The 24,311-nt window shown below is 61.6% G+C and carries 17 protein-coding genes and 1 tRNA gene; 4 read left to right on the plus strand and 14 right to left on the minus strand.

Annotation, left to right across the window (positions count from 1 at the left end; all coding sequences use genetic code 11):
* Nucleotides 1–81 precede the first annotated feature (81 nt).
* The 4 genes from AC1AXT_RS02385 to AC1AXT_RS02400 form a co-directional block, all read right to left on the minus strand.
* Nucleotides 82–1,125, minus strand: a complete 1,044-nt coding sequence (locus AC1AXT_RS02385) for a hypothetical protein (protein WP_476552785.1) — start codon at nucleotides 1,123–1,125, stop codon at nucleotides 82–84.
* A 97-nt stretch (nucleotides 1,126–1,222) separates the two neighbouring features.
* Nucleotides 1,223–1,465 (minus strand): hypothetical protein, encoded by a 243-nt coding sequence (locus AC1AXT_RS02390; RefSeq protein ID WP_476552783.1) that lies wholly within the window; start codon nucleotides 1,463–1,465, stop codon nucleotides 1,223–1,225.
* A gap of 246 nt (nucleotides 1,466–1,711) precedes the next feature.
* Nucleotides 1,712–2,329, minus strand: a complete 618-nt coding sequence (locus AC1AXT_RS02395) for an NUDIX hydrolase N-terminal domain-containing protein (RefSeq protein ID WP_476552781.1) — start codon at nucleotides 2,327–2,329, stop codon at nucleotides 1,712–1,714.
* A gap of 101 nt (nucleotides 2,330–2,430) precedes the next feature.
* Nucleotides 2,431–3,648: an AAA family ATPase gene (locus AC1AXT_RS02400; RefSeq protein ID WP_476552779.1), complete on the minus strand. Its 1,218-nt coding sequence runs from the start codon at nucleotides 3,646–3,648 to the stop codon at nucleotides 2,431–2,433.
* A gap of 330 nt (nucleotides 3,649–3,978) precedes the next feature.
* On the opposite strand from AC1AXT_RS02400, the gene AC1AXT_RS02405 reads away from it, so the two are divergent.
* Nucleotides 3,979–8,784, plus strand: coding sequence for a BspA family leucine-rich repeat surface protein (locus AC1AXT_RS02405; protein ID WP_476552777.1), 4,806 nt, complete (start codon nucleotides 3,979–3,981; stop codon nucleotides 8,782–8,784).
* A gap of 132 nt (nucleotides 8,785–8,916) precedes the next feature.
* Here the strand turns inward: AC1AXT_RS02405 and AC1AXT_RS02410 are convergent, their stop codons facing one another.
* From AC1AXT_RS02410 to AC1AXT_RS02435, 6 genes are all read right to left on the minus strand, one after another.
* A complete protein-coding gene (locus AC1AXT_RS02410) occupies nucleotides 8,917–9,714 on the minus strand; it encodes an isoprenyl transferase (protein ID WP_476552775.1) in 798 nt (265 codons plus the stop codon).
* A gap of 6 nt (nucleotides 9,715–9,720) precedes the next feature.
* A complete protein-coding gene (gene recO, locus AC1AXT_RS02415; protein ID WP_476552773.1) occupies nucleotides 9,721–10,479 on the minus strand; it encodes a DNA repair protein RecO in 759 nt (252 codons plus the stop codon).
* Complete coding sequence (locus AC1AXT_RS02420) at nucleotides 10,479–12,113, minus strand: alpha/beta hydrolase family protein (RefSeq protein ID WP_476540539.1); 1,635 nt, start codon at nucleotides 12,111–12,113, stop codon at nucleotides 10,479–10,481. The genes recO and AC1AXT_RS02420 overlap by 1 nt, the downstream gene beginning before the upstream one ends.
* A 99-nt stretch (nucleotides 12,114–12,212) precedes the next feature.
* Nucleotides 12,213–13,400 carry a flavodoxin-dependent (E)-4-hydroxy-3-methylbut-2-enyl-diphosphate synthase gene (ispG, locus tag AC1AXT_RS02425; protein WP_476540389.1) on the minus strand — a complete coding sequence of 396 codons (1,188 nt, stop codon included), beginning with the start codon at nucleotides 13,398–13,400 and terminating at the stop codon, nucleotides 12,213–12,215.
* A gap of 143 nt (nucleotides 13,401–13,543) precedes the next feature.
* On the minus strand, nucleotides 13,544–14,731 hold the full coding sequence (gene dxr / locus AC1AXT_RS02430) for a 1-deoxy-D-xylulose-5-phosphate reductoisomerase (RefSeq protein ID WP_476540391.1): 1,188 nt from the start codon (nucleotides 14,729–14,731) through the stop codon (nucleotides 13,544–13,546).
* Complete coding sequence (locus tag AC1AXT_RS02435; protein WP_476540392.1) at nucleotides 14,732–16,495, minus strand: DivIVA domain-containing protein; 1,764 nt, start codon at nucleotides 16,493–16,495, stop codon at nucleotides 14,732–14,734. It lies immediately after the preceding gene.
* A 162-nt stretch (nucleotides 16,496–16,657) separates the two neighbouring features.
* On the opposite strand from AC1AXT_RS02435, the gene AC1AXT_RS02440 reads away from it, so the two are divergent.
* Nucleotides 16,658–16,731, plus strand: a tRNA-Val gene (locus AC1AXT_RS02440).
* A 173-nt stretch (nucleotides 16,732–16,904) separates the two neighbouring features.
* On the opposite strand, the gene AC1AXT_RS02445 is transcribed toward AC1AXT_RS02440, so the two are convergent.
* Together AC1AXT_RS02445 and AC1AXT_RS02450 are read right to left on the minus strand one after the other, a co-directional pair.
* Nucleotides 16,905–17,336, minus strand: coding sequence for a DUF3052 domain-containing protein (locus AC1AXT_RS02445; protein WP_476540394.1), 432 nt, complete (start codon nucleotides 17,334–17,336; stop codon nucleotides 16,905–16,907).
* Between the two features lie 146 nt (nucleotides 17,337–17,482).
* Nucleotides 17,483–18,460 carry a YlbL family protein gene (locus tag AC1AXT_RS02450; protein ID WP_476540396.1) on the minus strand — a complete coding sequence of 326 codons (978 nt, stop codon included), beginning with the start codon at nucleotides 18,458–18,460 and terminating at the stop codon, nucleotides 17,483–17,485.
* A gap of 120 nt (nucleotides 18,461–18,580) precedes the next feature.
* Between AC1AXT_RS02450 and AC1AXT_RS02455 the strand changes: the two genes are divergently transcribed.
* Nucleotides 18,581–20,203 (plus strand): zinc-dependent metalloprotease, encoded by a 1,623-nt coding sequence (locus AC1AXT_RS02455; protein ID WP_476540397.1) that lies wholly within the window; start codon nucleotides 18,581–18,583, stop codon nucleotides 20,201–20,203.
* A 113-nt stretch (nucleotides 20,204–20,316) separates the two neighbouring features.
* On the opposite strand, the gene AC1AXT_RS02460 is transcribed toward AC1AXT_RS02455, so the two are convergent.
* Both AC1AXT_RS02460 and AC1AXT_RS02465 read right to left on the minus strand, forming a co-directional pair.
* Nucleotides 20,317–20,502: a hypothetical protein gene (locus AC1AXT_RS02460; RefSeq protein ID WP_476540398.1), complete on the minus strand. Its 186-nt coding sequence runs from the start codon at nucleotides 20,500–20,502 to the stop codon at nucleotides 20,317–20,319.
* A 552-nt stretch (nucleotides 20,503–21,054) separates the two neighbouring features.
* On the minus strand, nucleotides 21,055–22,917 hold the full coding sequence (locus AC1AXT_RS02465; RefSeq protein WP_476540399.1) for an isopeptide-forming domain-containing fimbrial protein: 1,863 nt from the start codon (nucleotides 22,915–22,917) through the stop codon (nucleotides 21,055–21,057).
* Between the two features lie 425 nt (nucleotides 22,918–23,342).
* Here AC1AXT_RS02465 and AC1AXT_RS02470 point away from each other — a divergent pair, with 425 nt between their 5' ends.
* The gene (locus AC1AXT_RS02470) at nucleotides 23,343–23,717 is read left to right on the plus strand and encodes a helix-turn-helix domain-containing protein (protein WP_476540401.1); all 375 of its coding nucleotides are present in this window, start codon (nucleotides 23,343–23,345) and stop codon (nucleotides 23,715–23,717) included.
* Nucleotides 23,718–24,311: the final 594 nt, after the last annotated feature.

The raw sequence follows: 24,311 nt of genomic DNA on the forward strand, positions 1-24,311 counted from the left end.
CAAGTATTCACGCATATCAAGGTGGGCGGGCTCCGCAAAAAGGAAACCCGGCCACCTCTAGCGTGAGGAACCCCCCAACCCTTATGGCAGATACGTTTTCGACCCGTAGGACTGCCCGTTATAGGTGACGCTGGCAACCATCATCACGTCGCCAGGACTGCCAGCCATCGAATCGAAAGACTGGACGATAGTTTGCAACCCGTCGTCCGCCGCTCCTTTGGCGAGCTGTTCCGCCACGGCCTGAGCCATTTCAGGCGACGCGGTGACGATGTTGCACGTAACGCTGTTGCCTTTGGCTGTGAACTCGAAATAGAAAGCATCCGTACCGGATTCCTCAAGCGTCCACTTGCCGCCGAACGCGTCGTCAAGGTAGTCTTCGACGGTTTTCGCGGAGGAAGTGCCGGAAGTCGAGGACCCCGACGACGAGCCGGACGTTCCGGTACTTGGTGTGGTCACGTCGAACTTGCCCGCGTATTTCTTCTGCGTAATCTTCCCGATGCATTCGGCGCGTTCATCTACCGTGGAGAGTGTCAGGCATTGTTCTGCTTGCGCTTGTTCCTCGTCGGTGAAGTCCCAATCGTCCGAATCCGTGTCCGGGTCGCTGGAAGAACCGCCAAGGCTATCGTCGGTGCCCATGCTTGGCGTGGTTGCCGTCGCGGACGGCTGCTCGGTGTTCGCCGCTACCGTCGTATCCGACTTGCCGCCTCCGATAACGCCGGTTGCCCAGAGAACCACGACGACGATGACGACTACCACAGCAGCTGAGATGCCGATGATGATGCCAGTCTTGCGGTTTTTCTTTGGCGGTTCGACCGGCGGGTACTGCTGGTACGGGTTTCCAGCCGGGTAAGGGTTGGGTGCGTATGGGTTGCCGTTGGCGGGTGGCGGGGTTTGCGGCGGGTAGGGCGCGTTGTAGATGGGCGTGGCTTGCGGCGCATACCCATAGCTCCCGCCCGGCGAAGGCGCGCCCGATGCAGGTGCGGGCGTGGGCGCGCCCTGCATTGTGGGATTACCGCCGGACGGCATGGCAGTGGTGGGCGCATCATCCTGCACCGTGCCGTACTGTCCCGGCTGCGTCGACGGCTGTTGCGGGGCTGGCTGGTACGGATTATTGGGGTCGCTCAACGTGGCTCCTTCTTCTTTCTGGCGTATTGGATTCAGCCAATTCTATCGAAAGCCGCGGGCCGTTTTTGCTGGAAACAAGGGGGTTTCCGGCTTTGAATCATTGACGTTTCTTCCGCATGGCCGTGATGCCGTTGCCGACTTCTCGCGCCAAGTCTGTCGCGTAGCTGACCTGCTCGACGAACGCCCAGAGGTCGCCCTCCAAGTCTGGGTCCAGCACGTCATCGTCGGCAAACGTGGTGAGAATCTTCGTTGCCGTGCCCATTGCGTCATACAGTTGGTAGTCGTCGCACTGGTCGAACAGCTTGCCGAGCATCTTGTCCAAAACATCATCGTTGGGCATGGTGTTATGCTTCCTCCTCATGTATGGCGTCCTCGAATGTGCGTTCCACGGTCTGGCAGCTCAACGGGATTCCGCTGGCCGGTGGGGCGCCTATATTTTTCCGTCCAGACTTTGCGAGCCACCTACCCCACTGGACAACTACCAGTTCCTCGACCCTCCAAAAATGGCGGATTTCCAACAAAACCACTTGAGACTTGTGTCCAGAACCCTCAAGGCCTCGCAAAGTCTGGACAGCAAAACCGTGGCTTAGTCGAAAAGCGTCTGCCAATCGGGGTCGCGAGCAGCCTTCAAGCACATGGCGATCTGTTCGGCGCTGTTTTTCTCCTCGGCGAGCGTAGGCAGCGCATCGAGCGGGAAATACCCTGTTTCCGTGGTCTCGATGTTCTTCTCGAAATGGCCGCCAATGACCTCGCATAGCACGAATACCTTGCACACGCCATAGGCATACACCAGCACGTTGTGCTTGTTGCGGTCCTGCACGGCGATGATGCGCTTGGGCACCACGTCGAGCCCGGCCTCTTCCCTAGTCTCCTTGACGGTATTCGACGCCACGGATTCCAGCACGTCCATCCAGCCACCCGGCAGTGCCCACAGCCCGTTGTTTTCATGGACCAGCAGGATTTCGTCGCGGTCGTTGACGATTACGGCCCGCGTCTCCATCTTCGGCGTCTGGTAGCCGGTCTCGTTGCAGAAGAGCCCGGTCACCTTCTCGAGCGGCAAGTCGGCATTGATGGCGACCATCCGCGCCGCAATCTGCCGGATCCGCTCATAGCGCTCCAAATCGTAGCAGTCGCGTCCGTACTCAAGACCCGCTTGCGCCAGCGCCTGCAATTCCATCGCCAGTTCCAGCCACTCGTCGCGCATGCCGCTCCCCTCTTTCCGCTCTAGCCCAAGATTCGGTGCGGTTCAATCCTACTTCCGAACGTCTCCAGAGCGACGCCGTAGTAGGTACCAGCTATATCGCACTATTCGTCTTGCTCGGCGGAATCGTAGGGTTGGGCGGCGGACGGGGCCGTTCGGCGGATAAAGTCGCCCATGCCAGGAACCGAGAACGCAACCTTCCCGCGCTCAGGAGCGTAGATCAGGCCAAGCTCTATCAGAGATTGGCGGGCGCGGGTCATTTCGCCGGGGCGTCGACCCAGCACTTGCGCTACGTCGGCACTGCGGCATTCGTCGCCGCCAAGGCGCGCCATCGCCTCCATGTATTCGCGGGCCACGCCAGTGGCGCGCTGCCAACGCGACTCATACAATCCGCGGTCCAGCAGCGTCTGCGCCTTCGGCTTGCCGTCGCTGACCGCCTGCACGCCAATAGGGTTCGAGGTCGCCGCGTTATACGACGCATCGCCGTAGGCCTGCACGAAGAACGGATAGCCCTGCGCCAGGTCCACCAGCTCGTCAAGCGCCTCGTCGCTGAACGACGCTCCGGCACCTTGTGCCGTCTTTGTCAGGCATAGCCGCGTCTGTTCGTCGGTCAGGCGTCCCAGCCTGTAGTAGCGGAACAGCCGTTCGGCGTATGAACGGGACTTGGACAGCACGCCCGGCAGATCGGGCAGCCCGGCGGCAACGATATAAAACGGCAGGTTCTGCTGGCCCATGCGATGCTGGATGGTAATCAGCGTTCCCATCAATGACTCGTCCATCTCCTGGAACTCGTCAATGAACAGGAAGAAGCCCGAATGCTTCTCCTTGAGCTCGCCGCACAGCTCCTCGATGGCCATTTCCAGCTGCAGGCTGTCTGACTTGGCCGCATCATCTTCCTGTGAACCCGAGGAGAGCGAGAGCTTGAAACCGGGGAACTCCAGCGCGACGCTCTGCACGCGCTTGAGCGTATCGACCAGCGCGGTCCGCAGCTCATGGTCGCGTTCCATCATGACGGCTTTCTGGATGGCCGCCGCAACGGCCTGCAAATCATGGTTTTCATCGCCGGTCGCCTCGATGTAGCCGGCCAACAGCCCGGCTTCCTTCACCATCGCGTAGGCGCGCAGCAGCAGGACGGTCTTGCCGACGCCGCGCAAGCCGCTGTAGACGACGCCTTGATCCGTCAAGCCGTTTTGCACGCGCAGGATCATGCGCTGGATGGTCTCCAGTTCGTCGCCACGCCCGGCGAGCTCTACCGGCTCACGCCCAGCACCCGGAGAAAAAGGATTCAGCGCATGCATGGATACATCGAAAGCGTCGCTCATAAACCCTCCTTGCTGCACGTCCCGGAACCGCCTGCAGCTCATTGCTTCTATGAGGCATTATATCGCTATATGCAATTTTATGTAGGAATATGCGCGTATATGCGGCTATATGCGTTTATATGCGCGCGTATGCATTGGGTTGACGGCGTTGGGAGCGAACCGGCGAAAGCAGCAGAGGAATCACGCCATTCGCATTATCCAGCAGGTGTTGCGGCGCCTGACCGTCAGACAAAAGGAAGTGGGCAAACCTACGAAAGCCGCTCAGTCATCCTGTAGGATTACTCCTTAAGCGAAAAATATGGGTGATCGATTCTCGCGAAGGGGCAAATCATGGCTGGGATAGGCAAGCGTGTAGTGGCACTGTTGGCTTCGTCAGGGGTCGCGCTGTCGTTATTTGCGGCACCGGCGTCCGCGTGGGCGGCTCGGATCGGCGCGGACGCGTTCATCCAGACCGGCTCGCAGACGACCGACGACACTGTCAATAATGACGATGCTGGCAACATTGACGATTCCGCCAACGGCGGCAGCACGAACACCGACAGCAATGGAGCTGACGGAGGTTCGGGCGGCACTGGCAGCGCAGTGCTGGAATACACTGTTGTGGACATTGACGGCAGCGGCAGTACTGCTGGTTCGAGCGGGACTGCGACTTCGCAGTCATCTTCCAGACTGGGCCAGAGCCTGTCAGTTTCCGGCAGCCTGGCGATGGCCAATGCCGCCAACGGCGGCATCTCCACCGCCTCCCTCGAAATGGCCTCTGGATGGTGGGGCGACTGCGCTTGGACTCTCGATATGGACGGCGTGCTGACTATCGGATCTGGTTTTGGCGCGGACATCGAGAGCTACGAAGAAGTGCCCTGGTATGACCACCGTTATGAAATAGTGAAAGTCGTGTTTAGCGGTGACGTGGTGTTCCCCGCACAAAGCCTATTCCTGTTCTATGAGTGCGAGAATCTTGTGGAAGTGGAAGGTGCTCCTGACACCATGAACGTGATGTCGATGCGAGGCATGTTCTCCTGCTGCCGGAACCTCGTGTCGTTGGATCTTTCCGGCTGGAATGTGGAGAGGGTGAATGAATTCGGCGAGATGTTTGACCGCTGTACAGCTCTAGTCACGCTTGACGTCTCGGGTTGGAATCCCTCCTCGGCATTCACGATGTTGGGCATGTTCAGTGGGTGCGAATCGTTGGAATCGATTGAAGGTATTCGTGACTGGCAGCTGACCAACATGGAGTACGTCGCCTATATGTTTGCTAACTGCTCGTCGCTCAAGTCGCTGAATCTGTCGAATTGGAATACCAGCAACATCATAGATATGAGCAACATGTTCCGAGACTGTTCGTCGCTTGAATCGCTCGATCTATCCGGTTGGAATACGACGAGCGTGACGTCGGCGAATGATATGTTTGCCGGTACCGGCAATCTGAAGGAAATATCAATTGGGGATGAGTGGTTCAATTCTTCGGTGATGAAGGATAATTCTGGAACGTATCCGTTCGATAATTCGACGACGGCAACCTGGACCAAGGAGGGGAGTTCGCTCGCTGCGGTAACGTGGAGCACGCTGACGGAAAAGTATGGGACGGAAGGCTATACGGCCGGCACGTATGTGGTCTCTGAAATAGAAGTGAATTACTGGGGCACCTGCCCGTGGTGGATTACCGACGACGGCGTGCTGCATATCGGTGCGGGGACGGGCGAAAACATGCAGTCGTTCTATCAAAAAGGACCGTGGTGCAGCGAGAGTGAGCAAATCAAGAAAGTCGTATTTGAAGAGGGTGTCATCTTCCCGGAAATAAGCCGGAATCTATTCAAAGGCTGCGCGAACCTCGTTGAGGTGGAGGGTGTTCCCGACACGTCGAATGTGACGATTATGAGCGGCATGTTTATGGATTGTTCAAGTCTTACGACGCCTCACGTTGAAGATTGGAACGTGGAAAAAGTACAACAATTTTGCGATATGTTCTGGGGTTGCACGTCACTGGAGTCACTTGACCTTTCTAGCTGGAACACCATCTCCGCAATCTACACGACTGCCATGTTCTTCGAATGCACATCGCTTTCAACACTGAAGGGTCTTGACGGTTGGCAAACGGAGAAACTGGAAGACGCTGGTTCGATGTTCTTTCGCTGTTCATCGCTCAAATCGCTGGATCTTTCCGGATGGAACACGTCGAATCTGGAAACGGTGATGGAGATGTTTGCTGATTGCTCGTCGCTTGAATCATTGGACGTCTCTAACTGGGATACGTCACAGGTAAGAAGCGGCGAGCATATGTTCGCATTTACCGACAATCTGAAGAAGATCACGATTGGCGACGGATGGTTCAAGTCTCGCGTGATGACAGAGGAGTGGATGGGTACGTATCCCTTCAACGAGTCGACTACTGCGACATGGACGAAAGTTGGCAGTTTCGCGGCGCCTGTGACGTGGGGGACGTTGGCGGAGAAGTTTGGTATGGAAGGTTACACTGACGGCACGTATGTGGTTGTCGACGTGAATTACTGGGGTACCTGCCCGTGGTGGATTACCGATGATGGCACTCTGTATATCGGCGCTGGTACTGGTGCGGATGTCTCGGGAGGCGGAGGAGCGCCTTGGTATGACGAACGAACTTCAATTACGAAAGTTGTGTTTGAAGAAGGCGTCATCTTCCCGTCAAGCAGTTGGTATCTGTTTCAGGATTGCGCGAATCTCGTTGAAATCGAGGGGGTTCCCGACACGTCGAATGCAACGACTATGACGCGCATGTTTTCAGGTTGCGCAAGTCTTACGACGCCCAACGCTGAAGGCTGGAACGTGGAGAAGGTAACGAACTTTGAAGGCATGTTCGCGAACTGCTCGTCGCTGGAGTCGCTTGACCTGTCCCACTGGGATACCATCTCCGCAATCAACACAATATCTATGTTCTACAAGTGCACTTCGCTTTCAACACTCAAGGGCCTTACCGGCTGGCAAACGGAGAAACTGAAATTCGCCGATCGGATGTTCGCTTGCTGTTCGTCGCTGAAGTCGTTGGATCTCTCCGGATGGGATACGTCGAGTCTGGAAATGGTGATGGAGATGTTCGCAGAATGCTCGGAACTTCAGGAATTGGATGTCTCCGGCTGGGATACATCAGATGTGGGCGACACCAGGTATATGTTTGTGGAAACCAGCAATCTGAAGAAAATCACGATTGGCAACGGATGGTTCAAGTCATGGTCGATGACGGAGGAAGGGGAAGGAGCGTATCCGTTCAATATGTCGACGACGGCGCTGTGGGCGAAAGAAGGCAGCGCGCTGACGCCGGTGACGTGGGGGACGCTGGCGGAGAAGTTTGGAACGGACGGGTATACGGCCGGGACGTATGTAGTGGTTGATGTCAACTACTGGGGCACCTGCCCATGGTGGATTACCGACGATGGCACTCTCTATATCGGGTCCGGTACCGGCACGGACATTGTGGGGGACGATGGGTCTCCTTGGTACGACGAACGGGACCGAATCACGAAAGTCGTGTTTAGTGACGACGTTATCTTCCCGTCAAATGTGCAGCGTCTCTTTGTCGAATGTTCCAATCTGACGGCAATTGAAGGCGTTCCTGATACGTCAGGAGTGACGAAGATGTCGGAGATGTTCAAAAACTGCTCGGCGTTGAGCATGCTGAACCTGTCGGACTGGATTGTCGGGGGTGTGGAAGATTTCTCGATGATGTTTGAAGGCTGTTCGTCGTTGGAATCGTTGGATGTTTCCGGATGGGATACCGGGTCGGCAATCGGGATGGATGGGATGTTCAAGAACTGCTCCTCGCTTACTGCGCTTGACCTGTCGAATTGGCAAACGGGTTCTGTCTGGACGATGGATTACATGTTCCAGGGCTGTTCGGCGCTGGAATCGTTGAATGTGTTCGGTTGGGACACGACGAATGTGGGGCAGATCCACTTGATGTTCGATGGAACATCGTCGCTAAAAACGATAACGATTGGCGACGGCTGGTTCGGATCTCGGCGAATGAAAAATGACGTTACCGCGTATCCGTTCAATATGTCGACGACGGTGCCGTGGGCGAAAGAAGGAAGTTCGCTGGCACCGGTGACGTGGGGGACATTGGCGGAGAAATATGGCGACGGTGACTATACGGCCGGCACGTATGTGATCGACGTGAATTACTGGGGAACGTGCCCGTGGTGGATTACCGACGACGGGGTGCTGCATATCGGCGCGGGGACTGGCGAAGACATCCCGACGTACAACAAGGGGCCATGGTGCAGCGAGAGTGAACTGATCACGAAAGTCGTGTTTGAAGAGGGTGTCATCTTCCCGGAGGTGAGTCAGAATCTATTCAATGGCTGTGCAAATCTTGTTGAAGTCGAAGGCATCCCCGACACGTCGAACGTGACGAACATGATGGGAATGTTTACTGATTGCTCAAGTCTTACGACGCCCAACGTTGAAGATTGGAACGTGGAGAAGGTAACGAGCTTCGGCAATATGTTCACGAACTGCTCCTCGCTGGAATCGCTTGACCTTTCCGGGTGGAATACCATCTCTGCAACCGTGATGACGGGTATGTTCTTCGGGTGCACGTCACTTTCGACATTGACAGGGCTCGACAGTTGGCAAACGGAGAATTTGAAAGATGCTTCGTGGATGTTCTATCGTTGCTCGTCATTGACATCATTGGATCTCTCCGGATGGAATACGTCGACCTTACGGTCTGTGGAGTATATGTTCGACTACTGCTTGGAGCTGCAGTCGCTGAATGTCTTTGGCTGGGATACGTCAAATATGCGTAGCGTATTCCGGATGCTCGAGGGAACTGTTAATCTAAAGCGGATCACGATCGGCGACGGATGGTTCAAATCTCCGGGAATGGCGAAGGAATGGATGGTAACGTTTCCGTTCAACGGGTCGACGACGGCGCTGTGGATTAAGGAAGATGACAGCTCGATGGTTCCGGTGACGTGGGGCACATTAGCGACTAAATACGGTACGGAAGGCTATACTGCCGGCACGTATGTGGTCTACGAACCGGGAGTCGAGCTGCCGAGCGTGGGCGGCGACGGTATCCAGTGGGGACTCACCGCGATCGGCGCCCTCCTTACGTTGCTTGGGGCTGCGATCGCGCTGTCCTTGAGGCGGCGGGACGCTTAAGACTGAAGTGACGCCTGCACTTAGTTGACGGCGTTGGAGCGAACCGGCGAAGCCGGTTCGCTGACCACCCCTCGCTTCGAGCGTCGCTTCGCTCGCTCTCAGCGGTCCCCGCCAGCGGAGACGGAGAAACGGTTACTTCTTGACGCCGCCGAAGCGACGGTCGCGGTGGATGTAGTCGTCGATGGCGCGCCACAGGACGTTGCGGCCGCAGTCGGGGAACAGTTCCGGCACGAAGTCGAGTTCGGCGTAGGCGGCTTCCCACGGCAGGAAGTTGCTCGTGCGCTGCTCGCCGGAGGTGCGGATCACCAGGTCGCAGTCGGGGATGTCCGGGTTGTACAGGTGGTCGGCGACCATCTTCTCGGTCACGCGGTCGCCGGAGATCTTGCCGTCGCGCACTTCCTTCGCGATGGCGGCGCAGGCGTCGGCGATCTCTGCGCGTCCGCCGTAGTTGATGCAGAACACGACGTCGATGACGTTGTTGTGCTTCGTCTTCTCCATCGCCACTTCGAGCTCGTCGATCACCGACTTCCACAGCTTCGGCCGGCGCCCGCTCCAGCGCACGCGCACGCCCCATTCGTTCATCTGGTCGACGCGCCGGTGGATGATGTCGCGCGAGAAGCCCATCAGGAAGCGCACTTCCGAAGGCGAGCGCTTCCAGTTTTCGGTGGAGAACGTATACAGGCTCAGGTAGCGCACGCCGGCTTCGATGGCGCCGGCGATGGTGTCGAACACGACCGGTTCGGCGGCCTTGTGGCCTTCGGTCCGCACGAGGCCGCGCTGCTGCGCCCACCGGCCGTTGCCGTCCATGATCACGCCGACGTGCCGCGGCACCGCGCCCTTCGGGAAGTCGGGGATGATCGACGGGTCGGAAAACGGCGCCGCGGGGATGTCCAGCGAAGTGGTGTCGGCGCCTTCGAAAGAGTTAGCCATAACGCCTTAATCTAGCAACCGCAGCGAACGTATCGGCCGTTCGAGAATCGCCTGCGCCCAATCCTCCACCATCGCCGTGGCCAGATGCGTCACCGCATCGCCTTGGGAGCCTTGAGATTCTTGAGATTCGCCCCCCGCGCCTTCCAGCCCCGCCCAGTCGCCTTCCAGCAGCGCCCGCATGCGCGCCAGCTCGGCAATGCCGACCCGGCGCGCTTCCGGCGTGTGGTCGGTGCCGCACATCGCTCCCCCGGCGCGGCCGGAGAAGAACCGCAGGTCGTCGGGGCGGCCGCATACGACGCACGCGTTGAGCCGCGGCGTCCATCCGGCCAGCGCCAGCGCGCGCAGGACGTACGATTCGGCGGTATCGAGCGGCCGGTGCCGCCCTTTCGCCAAGGCGTTGAGCGCCCCGATGAGCAGGCGGTACTGCGCGAATGCCGGCTCGTGCTCGGCGGCCACGAGGTCGTTGGCGGTTTCGGCGATGACGTTCGCCGCGGTGAACGCCGCGTAGTCGGCGGTGATGGGCCCGGCGTAGGCATCGATGGATTCGGCCTGGCTGATGACGTCGAACGTGCGGCCTTCGGCGAGCAGCAGGTCGACGCGCATGAACGGTTCGAGCCGGCCGCCGAACCGGCTTTTCGTGCGCCGCACGCCTTTGGCGACGGCGCGCACCTTGCCGTGGTTCTGCGTCAGCAGCGTGATGATGCGGTCCGCCTCGCCAAGCTTGGCGGTGCGCAGCACCACCCCTTCATCCCTATACAGCGCCATCAGTAGACGAACAGCCCCCAGAACGCGAAGAACAGCAGCACCATCAGCATCGCGGCTGCCGTCACCCAGAACACGACGCGACCGAAGCGCCGGGTGGCGAGCACCGGCCGCTTGCCGGTGACGATTTCGGTGACGGCGCCCTTGCGCATCGGCCATTGCACCAGGCCGCGGTGCGAAGCCGCCTCGATCATGCGCGTGAACACGAGCGCCCACGCCCACACGACCACGACGCACATGATCTGGATGACCGGCCAGCTCCACACCATGACGCCCGGGTTTTCGGTCGGCGCGTCGCCCCAGGCGAGCTTGACGACGCCCATGACGACGTCGACGAGCCCGGCGAAGAACAGCAGCAGCGCCGCCATCGTCGCGGCCGACAGCGTCAGCAGCGCCTTGCCGAAGCCGTTTTGCATGCCCGGCGTCGAGCCGCGCGGCCGCTTCCTCGCCCGGTTGATGGCCCACTTGACGACGGCGATGATCCAGATGACGATCGTCGCCAGCAGCGTCACCACCATCAGCGCGACGATGACGGCGCCGAATATGGTCATGCCCTTGCGCGCATGCAGGTCGGTGGGCACGGCGATGGACTGGTAGAGCTCGTTGCCGGCTATCGGCTCGCTGGTCTGCGTCAGCCCCCGCGCGGTGCCTGCGGCCCAGTCGATGACGTCGGTGACGTAGTCGTCGGCGAACGGCGTGCCCTCGTTCGATTCGTCGCCCAGCCTCAGCACATGGTTGGCGACCGGGTAGCTGCGGATCGTCACGTCGTAGTTGCCGGCTTCATGGGCGTTCTTCAGTATTTCCTTGACGCCCTGCACCTGCGCCGTCATGACGTCCTTCGAGCCGTAGGCGACCAGCGTCGGCACCGAATACGCCTGCGGGTTGAGGATGTCGAGGTCGACGTTGCCGAGCCCGAACATGCCCAGGTCCGCGGACAGCAGCCTGCGCACGATCGACTGGTAGCCGTCGTTGGCTCCGGCGAGCGCGAAGTCCTGCGCCGCGAGGAACCCGAGCGAAATGCGCGGCGAGAACACCATCGGGCTGAGCAGGATCTGGAACGCCACGTCGGGGTCGATGTCGAGCAGGTAGGAGGAGATCCACGTGCTCTCGCTCGTCGCGTAGATGCCGACGTTGCCGGAGTCGACGTCGTCCATGTCCCGCAGCAGGTTGATGACCTGGTCGTAGACCTGCGCGGATGCCGGGTAGTCGCGCGTCAGCGCACTGGTGGACCATACCGGCTTGTCGATGACGGCGGTAACGAATCCGGCGGACGACATGTCGTAGGCGATGTCGCCGAACGAATCGTCGCAGGTGCCGCCGGTGCCCGCGCCGTGCATGAACACGACGCCGGGAAGGTCCTTGCCGGCGTTCACCGGCTCGCGCACCAGCACGGTGATTTCCTGGGTTTCGCCGGTGGACGGCCGGGTGGCGGTGAACGTTTCGTAATGCTGCGTGACGTCGTACTCGCCCTTCGCCGGCAGCGCTTCGCCGCCTTCGGTATCGAACGTGATGGCGGTGTCGCCGGTCAGCGTCGCCATCGACTGCCCGGTGGGTTCGTAGTTCCACGGGATGCGCGTCTGCGTCGACACGGAGACGAGGATGGCCATGAGGATGATGAAGATCGGCAGCCCCACCATGATCCGCTTGACGCGGCTCCAGGGTGCGATGCTGCCGTTTTCCGCTTCGTTCACGTCCTGCCTCTTGCGCACGGCAGACTATTCTACCGGCAGCCTACCCTACGCGCCGACGGGAATGACGACCGGCCCGGTGGCGGCGGGTTCCTCGCCCGAGGCTGCGGCTTCGGCCTGCATCGAGTCCGCAATGTCGTGGGCGTACTTGAGCAGCGTTTCGACGATCTGCTCCTCGCGCACCGTCTCGACGACCTTGCCCTTGATGAAGATCTGCCCCTTGCCGTTGCCGCTCGCCACGCCGAGGTCGGCTTCGCGCGCCTCGCCGGGCCCGTTGACGATGCAGCCCATGACGGCGACGCGGATCGGCGCGGTGACGCCCTTGAGCCCCTCGGTCACGGCGTTGGCCAGCTGGATGACGTCGACCTGCGCGCGCCCGCAGCTCGGGCACGAAATGATGTCGAAGTGCCGTTCGCGCAGCCCCAGGTATTCGAGGATCTTGCAGCCTACCTTCACTTCCTCCACCGGCGGCGCGGAAAGCGAAACGCGAATCGTGTCGCCGATCCCTTCGGCGAGCAGCGCGCCGAACGCAAGGCAGCTCTTGATCGTGCCCTGCCATGCCGGCCCCGCTTCGGTGACGCCCAGATGCAGCGGCCAATCTCCCTTCGAAGCCAGCAGACGGTACGTTTCGACCATCGTGACCGGATCGTGGTGCTTGACGGAAATCTTGAAATCGTGGAAGCCGACGTCCTCGAACATGCGCGCTTCCTTCATCGCGGAAGCGACGAGCGCTTCCGGCGTCGGCCCCCCGTACTGTTCGTAGAGTTCCTTGTCGAGCGAGCCCGCGTTGACGCCGATGCGCAGCGAAATGCCGGCGTCGGTGGCGGCGCGGCAGATCGACGGGCCGACTTCCTCGAACTTGCGGATGTTGCCGGGGTTGACGCGCACGGCCGCGCAGCCGGCGTCGATGGCCTGGAACACGTACTTGCTCTGGAAATGGATGTCGGCGATGACCGGAATCGGCGACTTCGCGACGATCGCCGGCAGCGCGTCGGCGTCCTCCTGGCTGGGCACCGCGACGCGCACGATGTCGCAGCCGGCCGCCGTCAGTTCGGCGATCTGCTGCAGCGTCGCCGGAATGTTCGCCGTGCGGGTATTCGTCATCGACTGCACCGAGATCGGCGCCCCGCCGCCAACGGGCACCGGGCCGACCATGATGCGCCGGGACTTGCGGCGCGGATGCAGCGGGCTTTCCGAAATCGCGGCCTGCCCGGTCTTCTTGAATTGCGTACCCATCGTTCCTGTAGTCCTATCTCTAATCTCTAGTACAAAGCGAACCCCCTCGGCGAGGAGGGGGCTGGCTGGTTCGGTTGCGTTTGCTTGCTTGCGTTTGCTTGCTTGCGTGAGATTGCTGGCCGGCGCAAGATCGCCGGCGGCGTTCAGCCCTTCCGGGCGATGATGTCGTCGGCGCGGCGCCTGGCCTGGCGCTCGACGTCCTCCACTTCGGCGACGCTTTCGAACAGCGGCGCCGAACGCAGCTCGCCGTCCATGTCGTCGAGCACGGCGGCGACGGTATCGACGATGCCAAGATAGCCTAATCGCCCGTCAAGGAACGCGGCGACGGCCTGTTCGTTGGCGGCGTTGAGCACCGCCGTATGCTTTTCGGAAGCCGCCAGGCACTGCCGCGCAAGATTCACGGCCGGGAACGCCTCGTCGTCCAGCGGCTCGAACGTCCATGTCGCGGCGGTGCTCCAGTCGCACGGCGCGGCGACGTCGGCCATGCGTTCCGGCGCCGACAGGCCCAGCGCGATCGGCAGGCGCATGTCGGGCGGGGAGGCCTGCAGGATCGTGGCGCCGTCGACGAATTCGACCATCGAATGGACGATCGACTGCGGGTGCACGGTGACTTCGATGCGGTCGGGCCCGATGTTGAACAGCCGGCTCGCCTCGATGACCTCGAGCCCCTTGTTCATCATCGTCGACGAGTTGACCGTCACGACCGGCCCCATGTTCCACGTCGGGTGGTTGAGCGCCTGCTGCGGCGTGATCGCCGTCATGTCGGCGCGCTTGAGCCCGCGGAACGGGCCGCCGGACGCGGTGACGATGAGCCGGGCGACCTCGGCGTGCTTGCCGGCGCGCAGGCTCTGCCAGATCGCCGAATGCTCCGAGTCGACCGGGTTGATCTGCCCGTCGCGCACCTGCGCCGAGAACAGCAGGTGGCCGCCGGCGACGACGGATTCCTTGTTCGCCAGCGCCAGCTGGGAGCCGGCCTTGAGCGCGGCGATGGACGGTTCGAGGCCGATCGAGCCGGTGATGCCGTTCAGGACCACCGACGAGCCGGAACCCGCCAGCGAGGCGACTTCGCTGCGTCCGGCGCGAATCTGGGTGAATGACGCGCCGGCTGCGTCGAGCGCTTCGCGCACGGCCGGCACCGCCGTTTCGTCGGCCACGACGACGACCGGAACGTTGAACCGCGCGGCTTGCTGCGCGAGCAGCTGCGGGTGCTGGCCGCCGGCCGCGAGCCCGGTGACGGCGAAGCGGTCGGGATGGCGCGCGATGACGTCGAGCGCCTGCGTGCCGATGGAGCCGGTGGAGCCGAGAATCGTTACCGTCTGCTGGTTGATCACTTACGCACGCTTTCCGTCGGCGTCGTCGTCGCCGAACGACGGGAACGACAGGTCGGGAATCTCGACGTCGAGCGACTGGCGTCCCAGCGGGCGCAGCGCTTCGAACGACGTGCTGTCCGACGACGGTTCGCTGGCCTGGGAAGTTGCTTGAGAAGCTGCCTGAGATTGCGCGGAGGCGCCCCCGTCGGTGCGGTGGAACGGCGGCAGGTCGGGAATCGTGATGTTGGCCAGCTTGGGGACCTCGGGAATCTGGATCGAGGATGCCGTGTCGGAGAGGCTCGGCGCGGGGGTGGCGGAAGCGGCCGACGGCGCTGCGGTTGCGGCAGCCGGCTGCGACGGGGCGGCCGAAGAGGCGGAAGCGTGGCGCGAGCTGCGCGTCGCGCTCGGCGCGAACGACGGCAGCACCGACGATTCGGGCAGGTCGACCGGCGGCAGGCCGGAGCGGATCGGCGCGGAGGAAACGGATGCGGCGGAAGAAGAGGCCGGCGCGGAAGAAGCGGAAGAGGCCGGAGCGGGCGCCGGGAACGCATCCGCCGCGGTGAACGCGGGGGTTGCGGCGGCGCTGGAGGAGCTGCCCGTGTTGACGGTCGGCGCCGGCGCGGCCGCGTGTTCGGCGAAGATGTCGGTGTGGCTCGGGCGCCTTTCCGGCTCGCTGACCGGCACGTGCACGGTGCGCGGGGCCGGCGTAATCGGCTGGATGGAGTGGATCGTCGGCTTGGCCGGCTCCTCCGGCACGAGCATCGACGGCACGGCGCCGGACGCTGTGGCAGCATGCGCGCTGGAAGCGGGCGCGAACGACGGCGGCATGGCGGCGGCAGCCGTCTGCGCGGTTTCAGCGCCCGAAACGGCCGTCGTATCGGCTGCCAGCGGCGCGTTGGCCGGCGGCTGGGACGCGGTGGCGGTGCCAACGGAAGCGGCGGAAGCGGCGGCCGACGCGGCAGGGGCGAAAATCGCCTGTTCGGCCTGCTGGACGTCGTCGAACGACTGCGGCGCTTCGGGGGCCAGCGACGGCGCGGGCTCCTCGGCCGGCTGGGGGGCCGCCGCGAACGCGTCGAACAGCGACGTCGTCTCGCCGGCGGCCGGGGCGGCATGGCGCGGCTCCTCCGGATCGGACGTCACGAAATCGGCGATGCGTTCGTACGATTCGATGCGGCTGAGCAGCTGCACGCACGCGTTGAGGAAGTAGTCGACCTGGCGTTCGTCGTAGCCGCGCTTGCCCTTGCGCTGCGTGAAGACGGTGTTGGCGACGGTGGAGGACTTGACGTTTTCGAGCGCGGCTTCGTCGATGTCGTCGCGACCCGGCAGCGCTTCGCCGAGCTCGAGACTCGCCTTGTCGACGATGCGGTCGACGAGCCGGTCGACCTGCTTGCGGTCGTACGACGGCGACTTCGCGCGGCCGGCGGCGAACCGCTCGCCTTCGGCGCGGGAAGCGTGCGCGGCGATCTGGCGGAAGAGGTCCTCGGTCTGCGCCTTCCAGGCGACGCGGCCGTTCGCCGAAATCTCGTAGCTGGTCTGCTTGTCGACGACGGCGCGTTCGAGGCGTTCGAGCGTCCCGTCGACCTGGGAGATGACGTAGCCGCCCTTCGTCAGGTCGAACGACACGTTCTGGATGTCCTTCTGGGTCAGGTTCAGCTCATCGCTTTCGTACCGTGCGTGGGCCTGCTCGAGGAATTCGTCGACCTGCTCGGGATCGTAGCCCCACTTGCGCTTCTTGGCGCGCGCAATGCTCGGCGTGTCCTTATGGATTTCCGTATCCTGAGCCATAGGCTATCGTCCTCCTGAAAAGTCGTACCGTTTCTAGATTACGTGACCGAGCCGACGCGGCGCACCTCTTTTTATACCTTCCTTCCGCTCCCGCAGCAAACTTCCAGCCCGCGTTCACCGAGCGCTTGCGTTCGTCCGGCCTTCCTGTAAAGTTATGTCCGCGGGCGATTAGCTCAGTTGGTTAGAGCGCCACCTTTACACGGTGGATGTCGGGGGTTCGAATCCCTCATCGCCCACCCTTGCAAAACCCCTGCAATTCCAGCGTTCCGCCCCCTCCCCTTCTCCTCTATATGAGATTTTGGACACGTTTTCACGTTGCCACTCCCGCTGGCGGCCGCCGCTTACGGCGCGTACGAAAAAGGGCCCCGCGAAAGGGCCCCGAAAAAGTCTTGGCGTGAATAAATCTTGGTTACTCTGCGCGGCCCTTGCCGAAGGCGCGCAGGTGGATGCCGTTCCAGTCGGGGGCGACGGTAAACGGCGTCGAAGCGTTCATGCCGGCGGTCTTGGCGGCGTTCTGCACGATGCCGGAGCTCGCGGCGCCCGGGCGGCCAGGCTTCGGGGTGAGGACCCACAGCGGGCCGTCCTGTCCGAGCACGGCGTAGGCATCGACGATCGTGTCGCTCAGCTCGTCCTCGTCGTCGCCGTCGCGCCACCAGATGACGGCGCCGTCTACGGCCGAATCATAGTCTTCGTCGACAAGTTCCTCTCCGGTGAGGGCTTCGATCTTCTGGCGGATGTCGTCGTCAACATCATCGTCCCAGAGCCATTCCTGGACGATGTCCCCCGCGTGAAAGCCGAACTCTTCTGCCTTGCTAGATGCTGTTTGATTCACGCTCGCCAATATACCAAGAAACCTGAACAGTGGCGCGAAAAGACCACAACGCGAAGGGGCGCCCCGCTCACCGCGCCGCCAATGCCGCAACGGCGCCGAAATACGGAAATCCTGGAAAAATCTTGGATAAAAGATTTCCGCAGGGACGCAGCGAATCACGCGGCGGTGCAGGTGGGCAGCGACGATCCCTTGCCCTCCCCGATGGCGACGAGCGCGTCGTACGCTTCCTGCAGCGTCGATACCCTGACGACGCTCAGACCGTCGGGAACGTTGCCGACGACGGACGAACAGTTGGCTTCGGGAGCCAGGAACCAGGTGGCGCCGTCTCGCTTGGCCCCCATCATCTTGAGCACGATGCCGCCGATGGAGCCGACGTTGCCCTTCTCGTCGATCGTGCCGGTGCCGGCGATGGTCAGGCCGTTCGTTTCGGTGGCCGGCGTGAGCATGTCGACGAGGCCGAGCGCGTACATCATGCCGGCGGACGGGCCGCCGATGTCGTCGACGTGCATCGTCACCTTCGCATTCGACACGTCAACGCCAAGCGACTTGGCGAACGCCAGGCCGGCGGTGACGGCCGCGTCCTGCGACGTCGCCATCTGCGTATTGCTTTCCTCCTTGTATTCCTCGGCGCTCTGGCCGGTCGGGTAGACCACTTCGGTGGGCAGCACCAGTTCCGAAGGCGAAACCCACGCCGCGAGGATCTGCGCGTTGGTGACCGGGTAGCCGGGAACGCCCATCGCGCCGACCGTCACGAGGCGCAGCTGGCCCGGATCCTCGTACGTCTTGACGCCGGTGACCTCGATGATTGGCGTGTCGCCGTCCTTGCCGAGGACGTTGGCGGTGCGGCCCGGCATTTCGACGACGTAGGCGCCCGGCAGCGCCAGGATGACGATGGCGAGCAGGACGGCAAGCAGGCCGATGTAGAAACGCTTGGGCCTTCCGGTGAAATAACGGCGCAGCCGCCCCGGTTCCTTAGTATTAGTGGTACTGAAAGCGTCGGCGGCGTCCTGCGGGGGGCGGCCGGAGCCGGGGGCGCCGTACGGGGCTTCACCAGACTGGCTGCCGGGCTCGTTGCCGGGCTCGTTGGCGGACTTTGGTGAAGCTTGGGCGCGTTCGACATGCATGATGGCCATGCCTCCAATAGTATGGAGGCAATTGACCTAGGCGCCCCGCCCGGAGCGGCAGGGGCGGCCGTGGCGGCTGGGACGGCGAGTCGCGTCCCACAACACAGCGTTCGACAAGCGGGGTTCGATATGGACGAGAACGAAATCCACCAGTGGCTGATCAAATGCTTCGGCCCGATCCAGGGAGAAATGGCGTGGAACCAGCTGTCCCAGCTGCCCGAGGGGCTGCGCGAGCAGATGCTTTCGCAGGGCGCGGAAGGGCTGCCGGACCCCGAGCAGGTGCGGTCGCTGATGGCCGCGTTCACCTCCGGGGGCCTGGGTTCGTATGCCGGCATGCAGCAGGCGGTCGAGGACGGCCCGATCAACGTCAAGCTGGCTCAGTCGCTCGCGCTGCAGCAGGCGAACAAGGACGGTTCCGAGGCGACCGTCAGCGCGTCGGAAGGCAACGCGATGCGCCGCGCGATGAGCGAGGCGAACCTGTGGCTGGACACGGCCTGCGAATTCAACCCGGCTCCCGGCGAGGCGGAGGCGCTGACCCGCGCCAGCTGGGTGGAGGGCACGATCGAGAACTGGGCGGCGCTGGCCGCTCCGGTGGCGCAGGCGATGAACGACGCGCTGACCGACGTCATCACCGAGCGCCTCGGCGACGCGATGGACTCCGAAATCACCGCGATGTTCGCCGGACCGGTGCCGATTCCGATTCCGGAGGGCATGAAGGACCCGAAGAACATCATGAAGCTGTTCGCCAACACGTCCTACGCCACGCAGCTCGGGCAGGCGGCCGGCGCACTGAGCCGCGAGGTGCGCGGCAGCTTCGACCAGGGCATCGCGATGCTGCCGAACGCCGCCGGCGGCCTGGTCATGCAGAACGTCAAGGAATACGCGGAATCGCTGGACATCGACGTGGCCGAAGTGACGGCGTTCCTCGCGCTGCACGAAGCGGCCTACGCGCGCCTGTTCGCCAACGTCGCGTGGCTCAAGCCGCGCTTCGAGGCGCTGATCGGCAAGTATGCCCGCGGCACCGCCATCGACCTCGACGCCATGGAGGAGCAGCTGCGCGAGGCGTCGGCGCTTGATCCGGACAGCCTGTCAGGCGCGGTGAACATCGCGAAGGTCGGCATCGCCGACACCGAGGAGCAGGAAGAGGCGATGCGGTCGATCGAAACGCTGCTCGCCCTCGTCGAAGGCTGGGTCGACACCGTCGTGTGGCGCGCCGGCATGGCCCACATCCCGCATATCGAGCAGCTGCGCGAAATGACGCGCCGCGAACGCGCCGTCGGCGACCCGGCCGAACGCACGTTCGAAAGCCTGATGGGACTCGAGCTGCGCCCGCGCCGCATGCGCGAAGCCGCCGCGCTGTGGGAGCAGATTACGGCCGCCGACGGCATCGAGGCGCGCGACGCCATGTGGAGCCACCCGGACCTGCTCCCCCAGCTTCCGGACGACGCCGCCGCTGCCGGCGAAGGCGGCGAGGGGGCTGCCGGCGCTTCCGGCACTGCCTCCGCGGGTGCGGAGTCCGGTACGTCGGCCTCCGGTTCCGGTTCCAGCTCCAGCGAAATCGATTGGGACAGCGAGCTGAGCAAGCTTCTCGAGGATCCGGGCGCAATGGGAGAGCCGTCCGACGGCACCGACGGCGAGTCGGATAACGCCAAGGGCCCGTCGGACGACGCCGAAGGCGAGTCCGGAACCAGCGACACCGAAGGCGAACCCAAGGCCGGCGAAGGCGACTCCCCCACCGCCCCGACCGACTGATTCATTCCCCCAAATCTACGTTCCAGTCGCTGAGCCGCTCCCAGCGACTGGAACGTATTTTCCCCGGCACGTTCCAGTCGCCCAATCACCGTCACCGACTGGAACGTAGATTTTCAGGCACGTTCCAGTCGCTCAGGCGTCCCCACCGACTGGAACGTATTTTTCCCGGCACGTTCCAGTCGCTCAATCACCGTCACCGACTGGAACGTAGATTTTCGGGCACGTTCCAGTCGCTCAGGCGTCCCCACCGACTGGAACGTATTTTTCCCGGCACGTTCCAGTCGCTCAATCACCATCACCGACTGGAACGTAGATTTTCGGGCACGTTCCAGTCGCTCAGGCGTCCCCAGCGACTGGAACGTATTTTTCCCGGCACAAGTCGGTCACTGATTGCGTCAGCGACTGGCTTGTGCCATTTTGTCTACTTTTCAGTCGGTGAGAGGGTGGCAGCGACTGAAAAATAGATTCCTTGGCATAAGTCAGTCGCTGCCGGATTCAGCGACTGACCGGTTCCCACCGCTCTACATTCCAGTCGCTGAGGCGTTCCCGCCGACTGGAACGTATTCTTTCCGGCACATTCCAGACGCGCAGGGGTCGGCAGCGACTGGAATATAGATTTTCCGGCACGTTCCAGCGGATTCATTCAGATTGCTTCGCACGCCGGCGAGGATCATTGCCGGCTCTGCGAGCTGCGTTCAGTTTGCAGTATCATAATACGGTATATCGTAATACTGTAAATCGGTTTAACAAATTGGCGGAACGCGAGTTTGCGCGGATGCGGATGGAGGGCCCGAGGGCCCTCCGTGAGCATTCGCATTCCCGGCGGCAATAAAGCCGCGGAACGCGGAATCTTAAGCCGAACGCCTGCGCAACGCGAGCGCCAGGCCACCGAGCGCGACGGACACAGCCAACGCGCCGGCACCGTAGAACAGCGCCGCGCCGACGCCGCCAGTCTCGGGAAGCTTGGAACCCGAGCGGTTGACGACGGTGACCTTATCGGCGGATTCGCCGTCGACGGTCAGCGTCAGCTTCGTTACCTCGCCATAGCCGGCATCCGTGACCTTATGTTCCGCCCCAACCGTAAACGAAACGTCATCCGCGGTGTTGTAGCCGTCCGGCGTCACCGTTTCAATCAGCGTGTACTCGCCCGTATCCAAGCCGACGATATTGAAATTGCCATCGGACTGGGAGGTGATCGTCATCTTTCCTCCCACCTCTTGGCCGTACATTGCTGTGAAGTCTTCATCGTCCCCGAAAGGATGCCCCTCCTTAGGGAGAAGTTGTCCATTTGCGTTCGCTAGGTAGTAACCAGGGTACCAAGCGCTTTTCCTCGCCAGAATGGTGCCAGTAACGACCCAGCCTCCCTGACCGCCGTCAGCCTCGCTGTAGGAGGGTTCAAAAGTCAGGTATTCGTATGGATTGGCCGTCTTGACCACGAAGCTGGCTCCCTGAAGCGCTTTTCCATCCACGCTGTCAATCGTCTTCTTCGTAGCGATTTTGTATGTGGCTACGTACACCGTGACGGGTTCCGTCTGCCCTAGCTCACTGCTGTCGTACGGGTTGTTCGAGAACTGCAGATACACGGCGTTGGTGTTCTCGATCTTCCCCGTCTGGGAATTGACCACCGCTTTTTCGGTGAGGTGGGCGGAGTAGACAACGGTGACGGTAATCGCCTTTGCGATATTCGCCGTTACGTAGCCGTCACGGAAGTCATTGGGCGTTTCGACGAAGGCACGCAGGTCGTCAATGGTGACGGTCAGCGTATTGGCGGCCGAGTCGCCCGGAGCAATAGCCACGCCATCCTCCGGCGTGAAGGTCCCCTCGTTCAGCGTACCCAGCGCAATGTCGGATGCAGTGCCGTCGCCGTTATCGACCGTGGCGACGATGCTCTCGACGCCGTCATAGGAGACGCCGCTGCTCATCGTATCGTTGAAGACCAGCTTGTAGGAAGGATAGTCGGCGCGATCAGCGTCAGCCGGCAACGTAGCGACGAGCTTGAACTGGAATTCCTCGCCGATGGCATGGTCAGCCGTCTTGCCCCACTCGATCCCGCTGTCGTCGGGGTCGGCGGTTGCGCCGGATTCAGCGTCGGCCGCCTCGTCCGCAACGAACTTGTCCACCGTCGGCAACGTCGATTTCGGCTCGACGGTGACGTCGGTGACGACGCGGAAGATGTGGGACGTGTAGGCATCGTTCTTGTCCGCGAGCGTGCCGTCCTTGTCCTTGACCAGGTAATAGCCGGCCTGCAGATTGGAAATCGTGTAGTTGACGGTATCGCCGTCGCCGTTCTTGTTTTCCGTCAACGTACCGGAAGGAGACGCCAGGTAACTCTCTATTGTGCTGGAGAACGTCTCCATATAGGTAACGTTGTCGCAGAACGTTTTGGAACCGTTGGCGGTAAGCCATTCAGCGACGTCCGCCGCATTCTTGAGTTCCCCTTCGCCGCCGCCGGTGATGAAGTTCAACCAGGATGTGATTTCCTCCTGACCGAATTTGGTGACGCCATCTCCCCATTCTATATTGGACAGCGTCGTGCCGTACGCGTCGCCCTTGAAGATCTGATAGGCCTCGTATACATGGCCCGGCGCGGTGCTGTTGATTGTAATCGTGTATTTGGTTTCATCGGCGGACGCTGCCGTCACGCCGACAAAACCCGCGGCGGCGAGCGCCACGACGGACACGAGTGCTACCAGCGCATTCCATATCCTCTTCATCGTCCTTCTCCTTCACGAGCAAGCCGTCAAGGAATCGACTTCGAAGCTGACGGCTACGTACGCGGGGAGATTGCGCCGCAGAGCGCTACCCCCCCGCCTATTCCCGCTCCATTACGAGCCGTCACAAACGAGGATCTCCAATTGATTCAGTTATCAGCTATTTGCGAACCAATATTCCCCATGGCTCGCAAGCAGCCCGTAATGCCCAAGCCTAGCAAACCGTTAAATACTGCGGTAACCTCGCCCGAATCGCGGGCAACCGCGACGAGACAGGAGACGCAAAAGAAACAGACGAATCCTATAAGCATGCGTATTTTCATCGCTACCAAAATCGGCTGCGACTCCATGAACGTTTCGAGCGTTTCGCGCGTTTTGAACGTTTCGAACGGTACAATTGAATGACAACAAAAACAGAAGGAGCGGCCATGACTGCAGCAATGACGCTCGCCGGGCCCGACGGCGTACGGGAGCTCAGCGAAGACGAATACCGTACGGTGGTTGCCTATCTAGAAGAGAACCAGCGTACCGCCGAACGCCGCTTCACCACGGGGCAGATCGCGAAGATCCTGAACGTCAGCCGCAGCACCGTCGTCAGGATGATGGACGACGGCATCCTCCCCTATTCGCGGCCCAATCCCCGCGGACACCGCGTCGTCACCGAACGGCAGCTGCGCCAATTCGAACGGCAGCAACAGCAGCTCACCCATCAGCTGCGCGAGGACCTCTACGACGCCGCCAGCCAGGATGGCCTGCTCGACATGACCGCCGAAGAACCGGAAAACCTGGAGTCGCTGGCATAACGTTTTCACTCAGGAGCAGCGGAAGCCGCCATCGTATCAAACCTTCCAAAACTGCCACTTCAGGAAATCTGAGCAGAAAACATCTCCATAATGCAATTACACGCAGGCAGCGTAAACACGTAAGGCCGTCGGAACCGTTGCCGCCAACTGGAATATTCCCATCCCCATACCTGTCAGTCGCTGAGCCACTCGCAGCGACTGAAACGTATTTTCCGTGGCACAAAGCAGTCACTGAATCACCCGTAGCGACTGGAACATATTCTCGTTCACATAAAGCAGTTACTGAATCCTTGTTACCGACTGGAACGTATTCCTGAAAGAACGAAGCAGTCGCTGGCACGGTGTCAGCGACTGAAAAGTAGCGGAGAAGGAACAAAGCAGTCGCGGACGGACTGAGCGACTGACTTATTCCACTAATCCTATTTTCCAGTCGCTGAGGCGACGTCAGCGACTGAAACGTATTTCTGGCGGCACAAGGCAGTCGCTGGGCCTGTCAGCGGAAGAGATATTCCGCTTCCTCCATATTCCAGTCGCTGACGTCGCCTCAGCGACTGGAACATTCCACCTTCGCCGCATTTCAGTCGTTAAGGCGCC

Source organism: Bifidobacterium sp. LH_450, from assembly GCF_056356715.1.

What these genes read in the sequence shown, in the direction of transcription:
- AC1AXT_RS02390 (WP_476552783.1), bottom strand. Translation starts at nt 1,465, where the DNA reads ATGCCCAACGATGATGTTTTGGACAAGATGCTCGGCAAGCTGTTCGAC.
- AC1AXT_RS02395 (WP_476552781.1), bottom strand. Translation starts at nt 2,329, where the DNA reads ATGCGCGACGAGTGGCTGGAACTGGCGATGGAATTGCAGGCGCTGGCG.
- AC1AXT_RS02400 (WP_476552779.1), bottom strand. Translation starts at nt 3,648, where the DNA reads ATGAGCGACGCTTTCGATGTATCCATGCATGCGCTGAATCCTTTTTCT.
- AC1AXT_RS02405 (WP_476552777.1), top strand. Translation starts at nt 3,979, where the DNA reads ATGGCTGGGATAGGCAAGCGTGTAGTGGCACTGTTGGCTTCGTCAGGG.
- AC1AXT_RS02410 (WP_476552775.1), bottom strand. Translation starts at nt 9,714, where the DNA reads ATGGCTAACTCTTTCGAAGGCGCCGACACCACTTCGCTGGACATCCCC.
- recO (WP_476552773.1), bottom strand. Translation starts at nt 10,479, where the DNA reads ATGGCGCTGTATAGGGATGAAGGGGTGGTGCTGCGCACCGCCAAGCTT.
- AC1AXT_RS02420 (WP_476540539.1), bottom strand. Translation starts at nt 12,113, where the DNA reads ATGGTGGGGCTGCCGATCTTCATCATCCTCATGGCCATCCTCGTCTCC.
- ispG (WP_476540389.1), bottom strand. Translation starts at nt 13,400, where the DNA reads ATGGGTACGCAATTCAAGAAGACCGGGCAGGCCGCGATTTCGGAAAGC.
- AC1AXT_RS02435 (WP_476540392.1), bottom strand. Translation starts at nt 16,495, where the DNA reads ATGGCTCAGGATACGGAAATCCATAAGGACACGCCGAGCATTGCGCGC.
- AC1AXT_RS02450 (WP_476540396.1), bottom strand. Translation starts at nt 18,460, where the DNA reads ATGGCCATCATGCATGTCGAACGCGCCCAAGCTTCACCAAAGTCCGCC.
- AC1AXT_RS02455 (WP_476540397.1), top strand. Translation starts at nt 18,581, where the DNA reads ATGGACGAGAACGAAATCCACCAGTGGCTGATCAAATGCTTCGGCCCG.
- AC1AXT_RS02465 (WP_476540399.1), bottom strand. Translation starts at nt 22,917, where the DNA reads ATGAAGAGGATATGGAATGCGCTGGTAGCACTCGTGTCCGTCGTGGCG.
- AC1AXT_RS02470 (WP_476540401.1), top strand. Translation starts at nt 23,343, where the DNA reads ATGACTGCAGCAATGACGCTCGCCGGGCCCGACGGCGTACGGGAGCTC.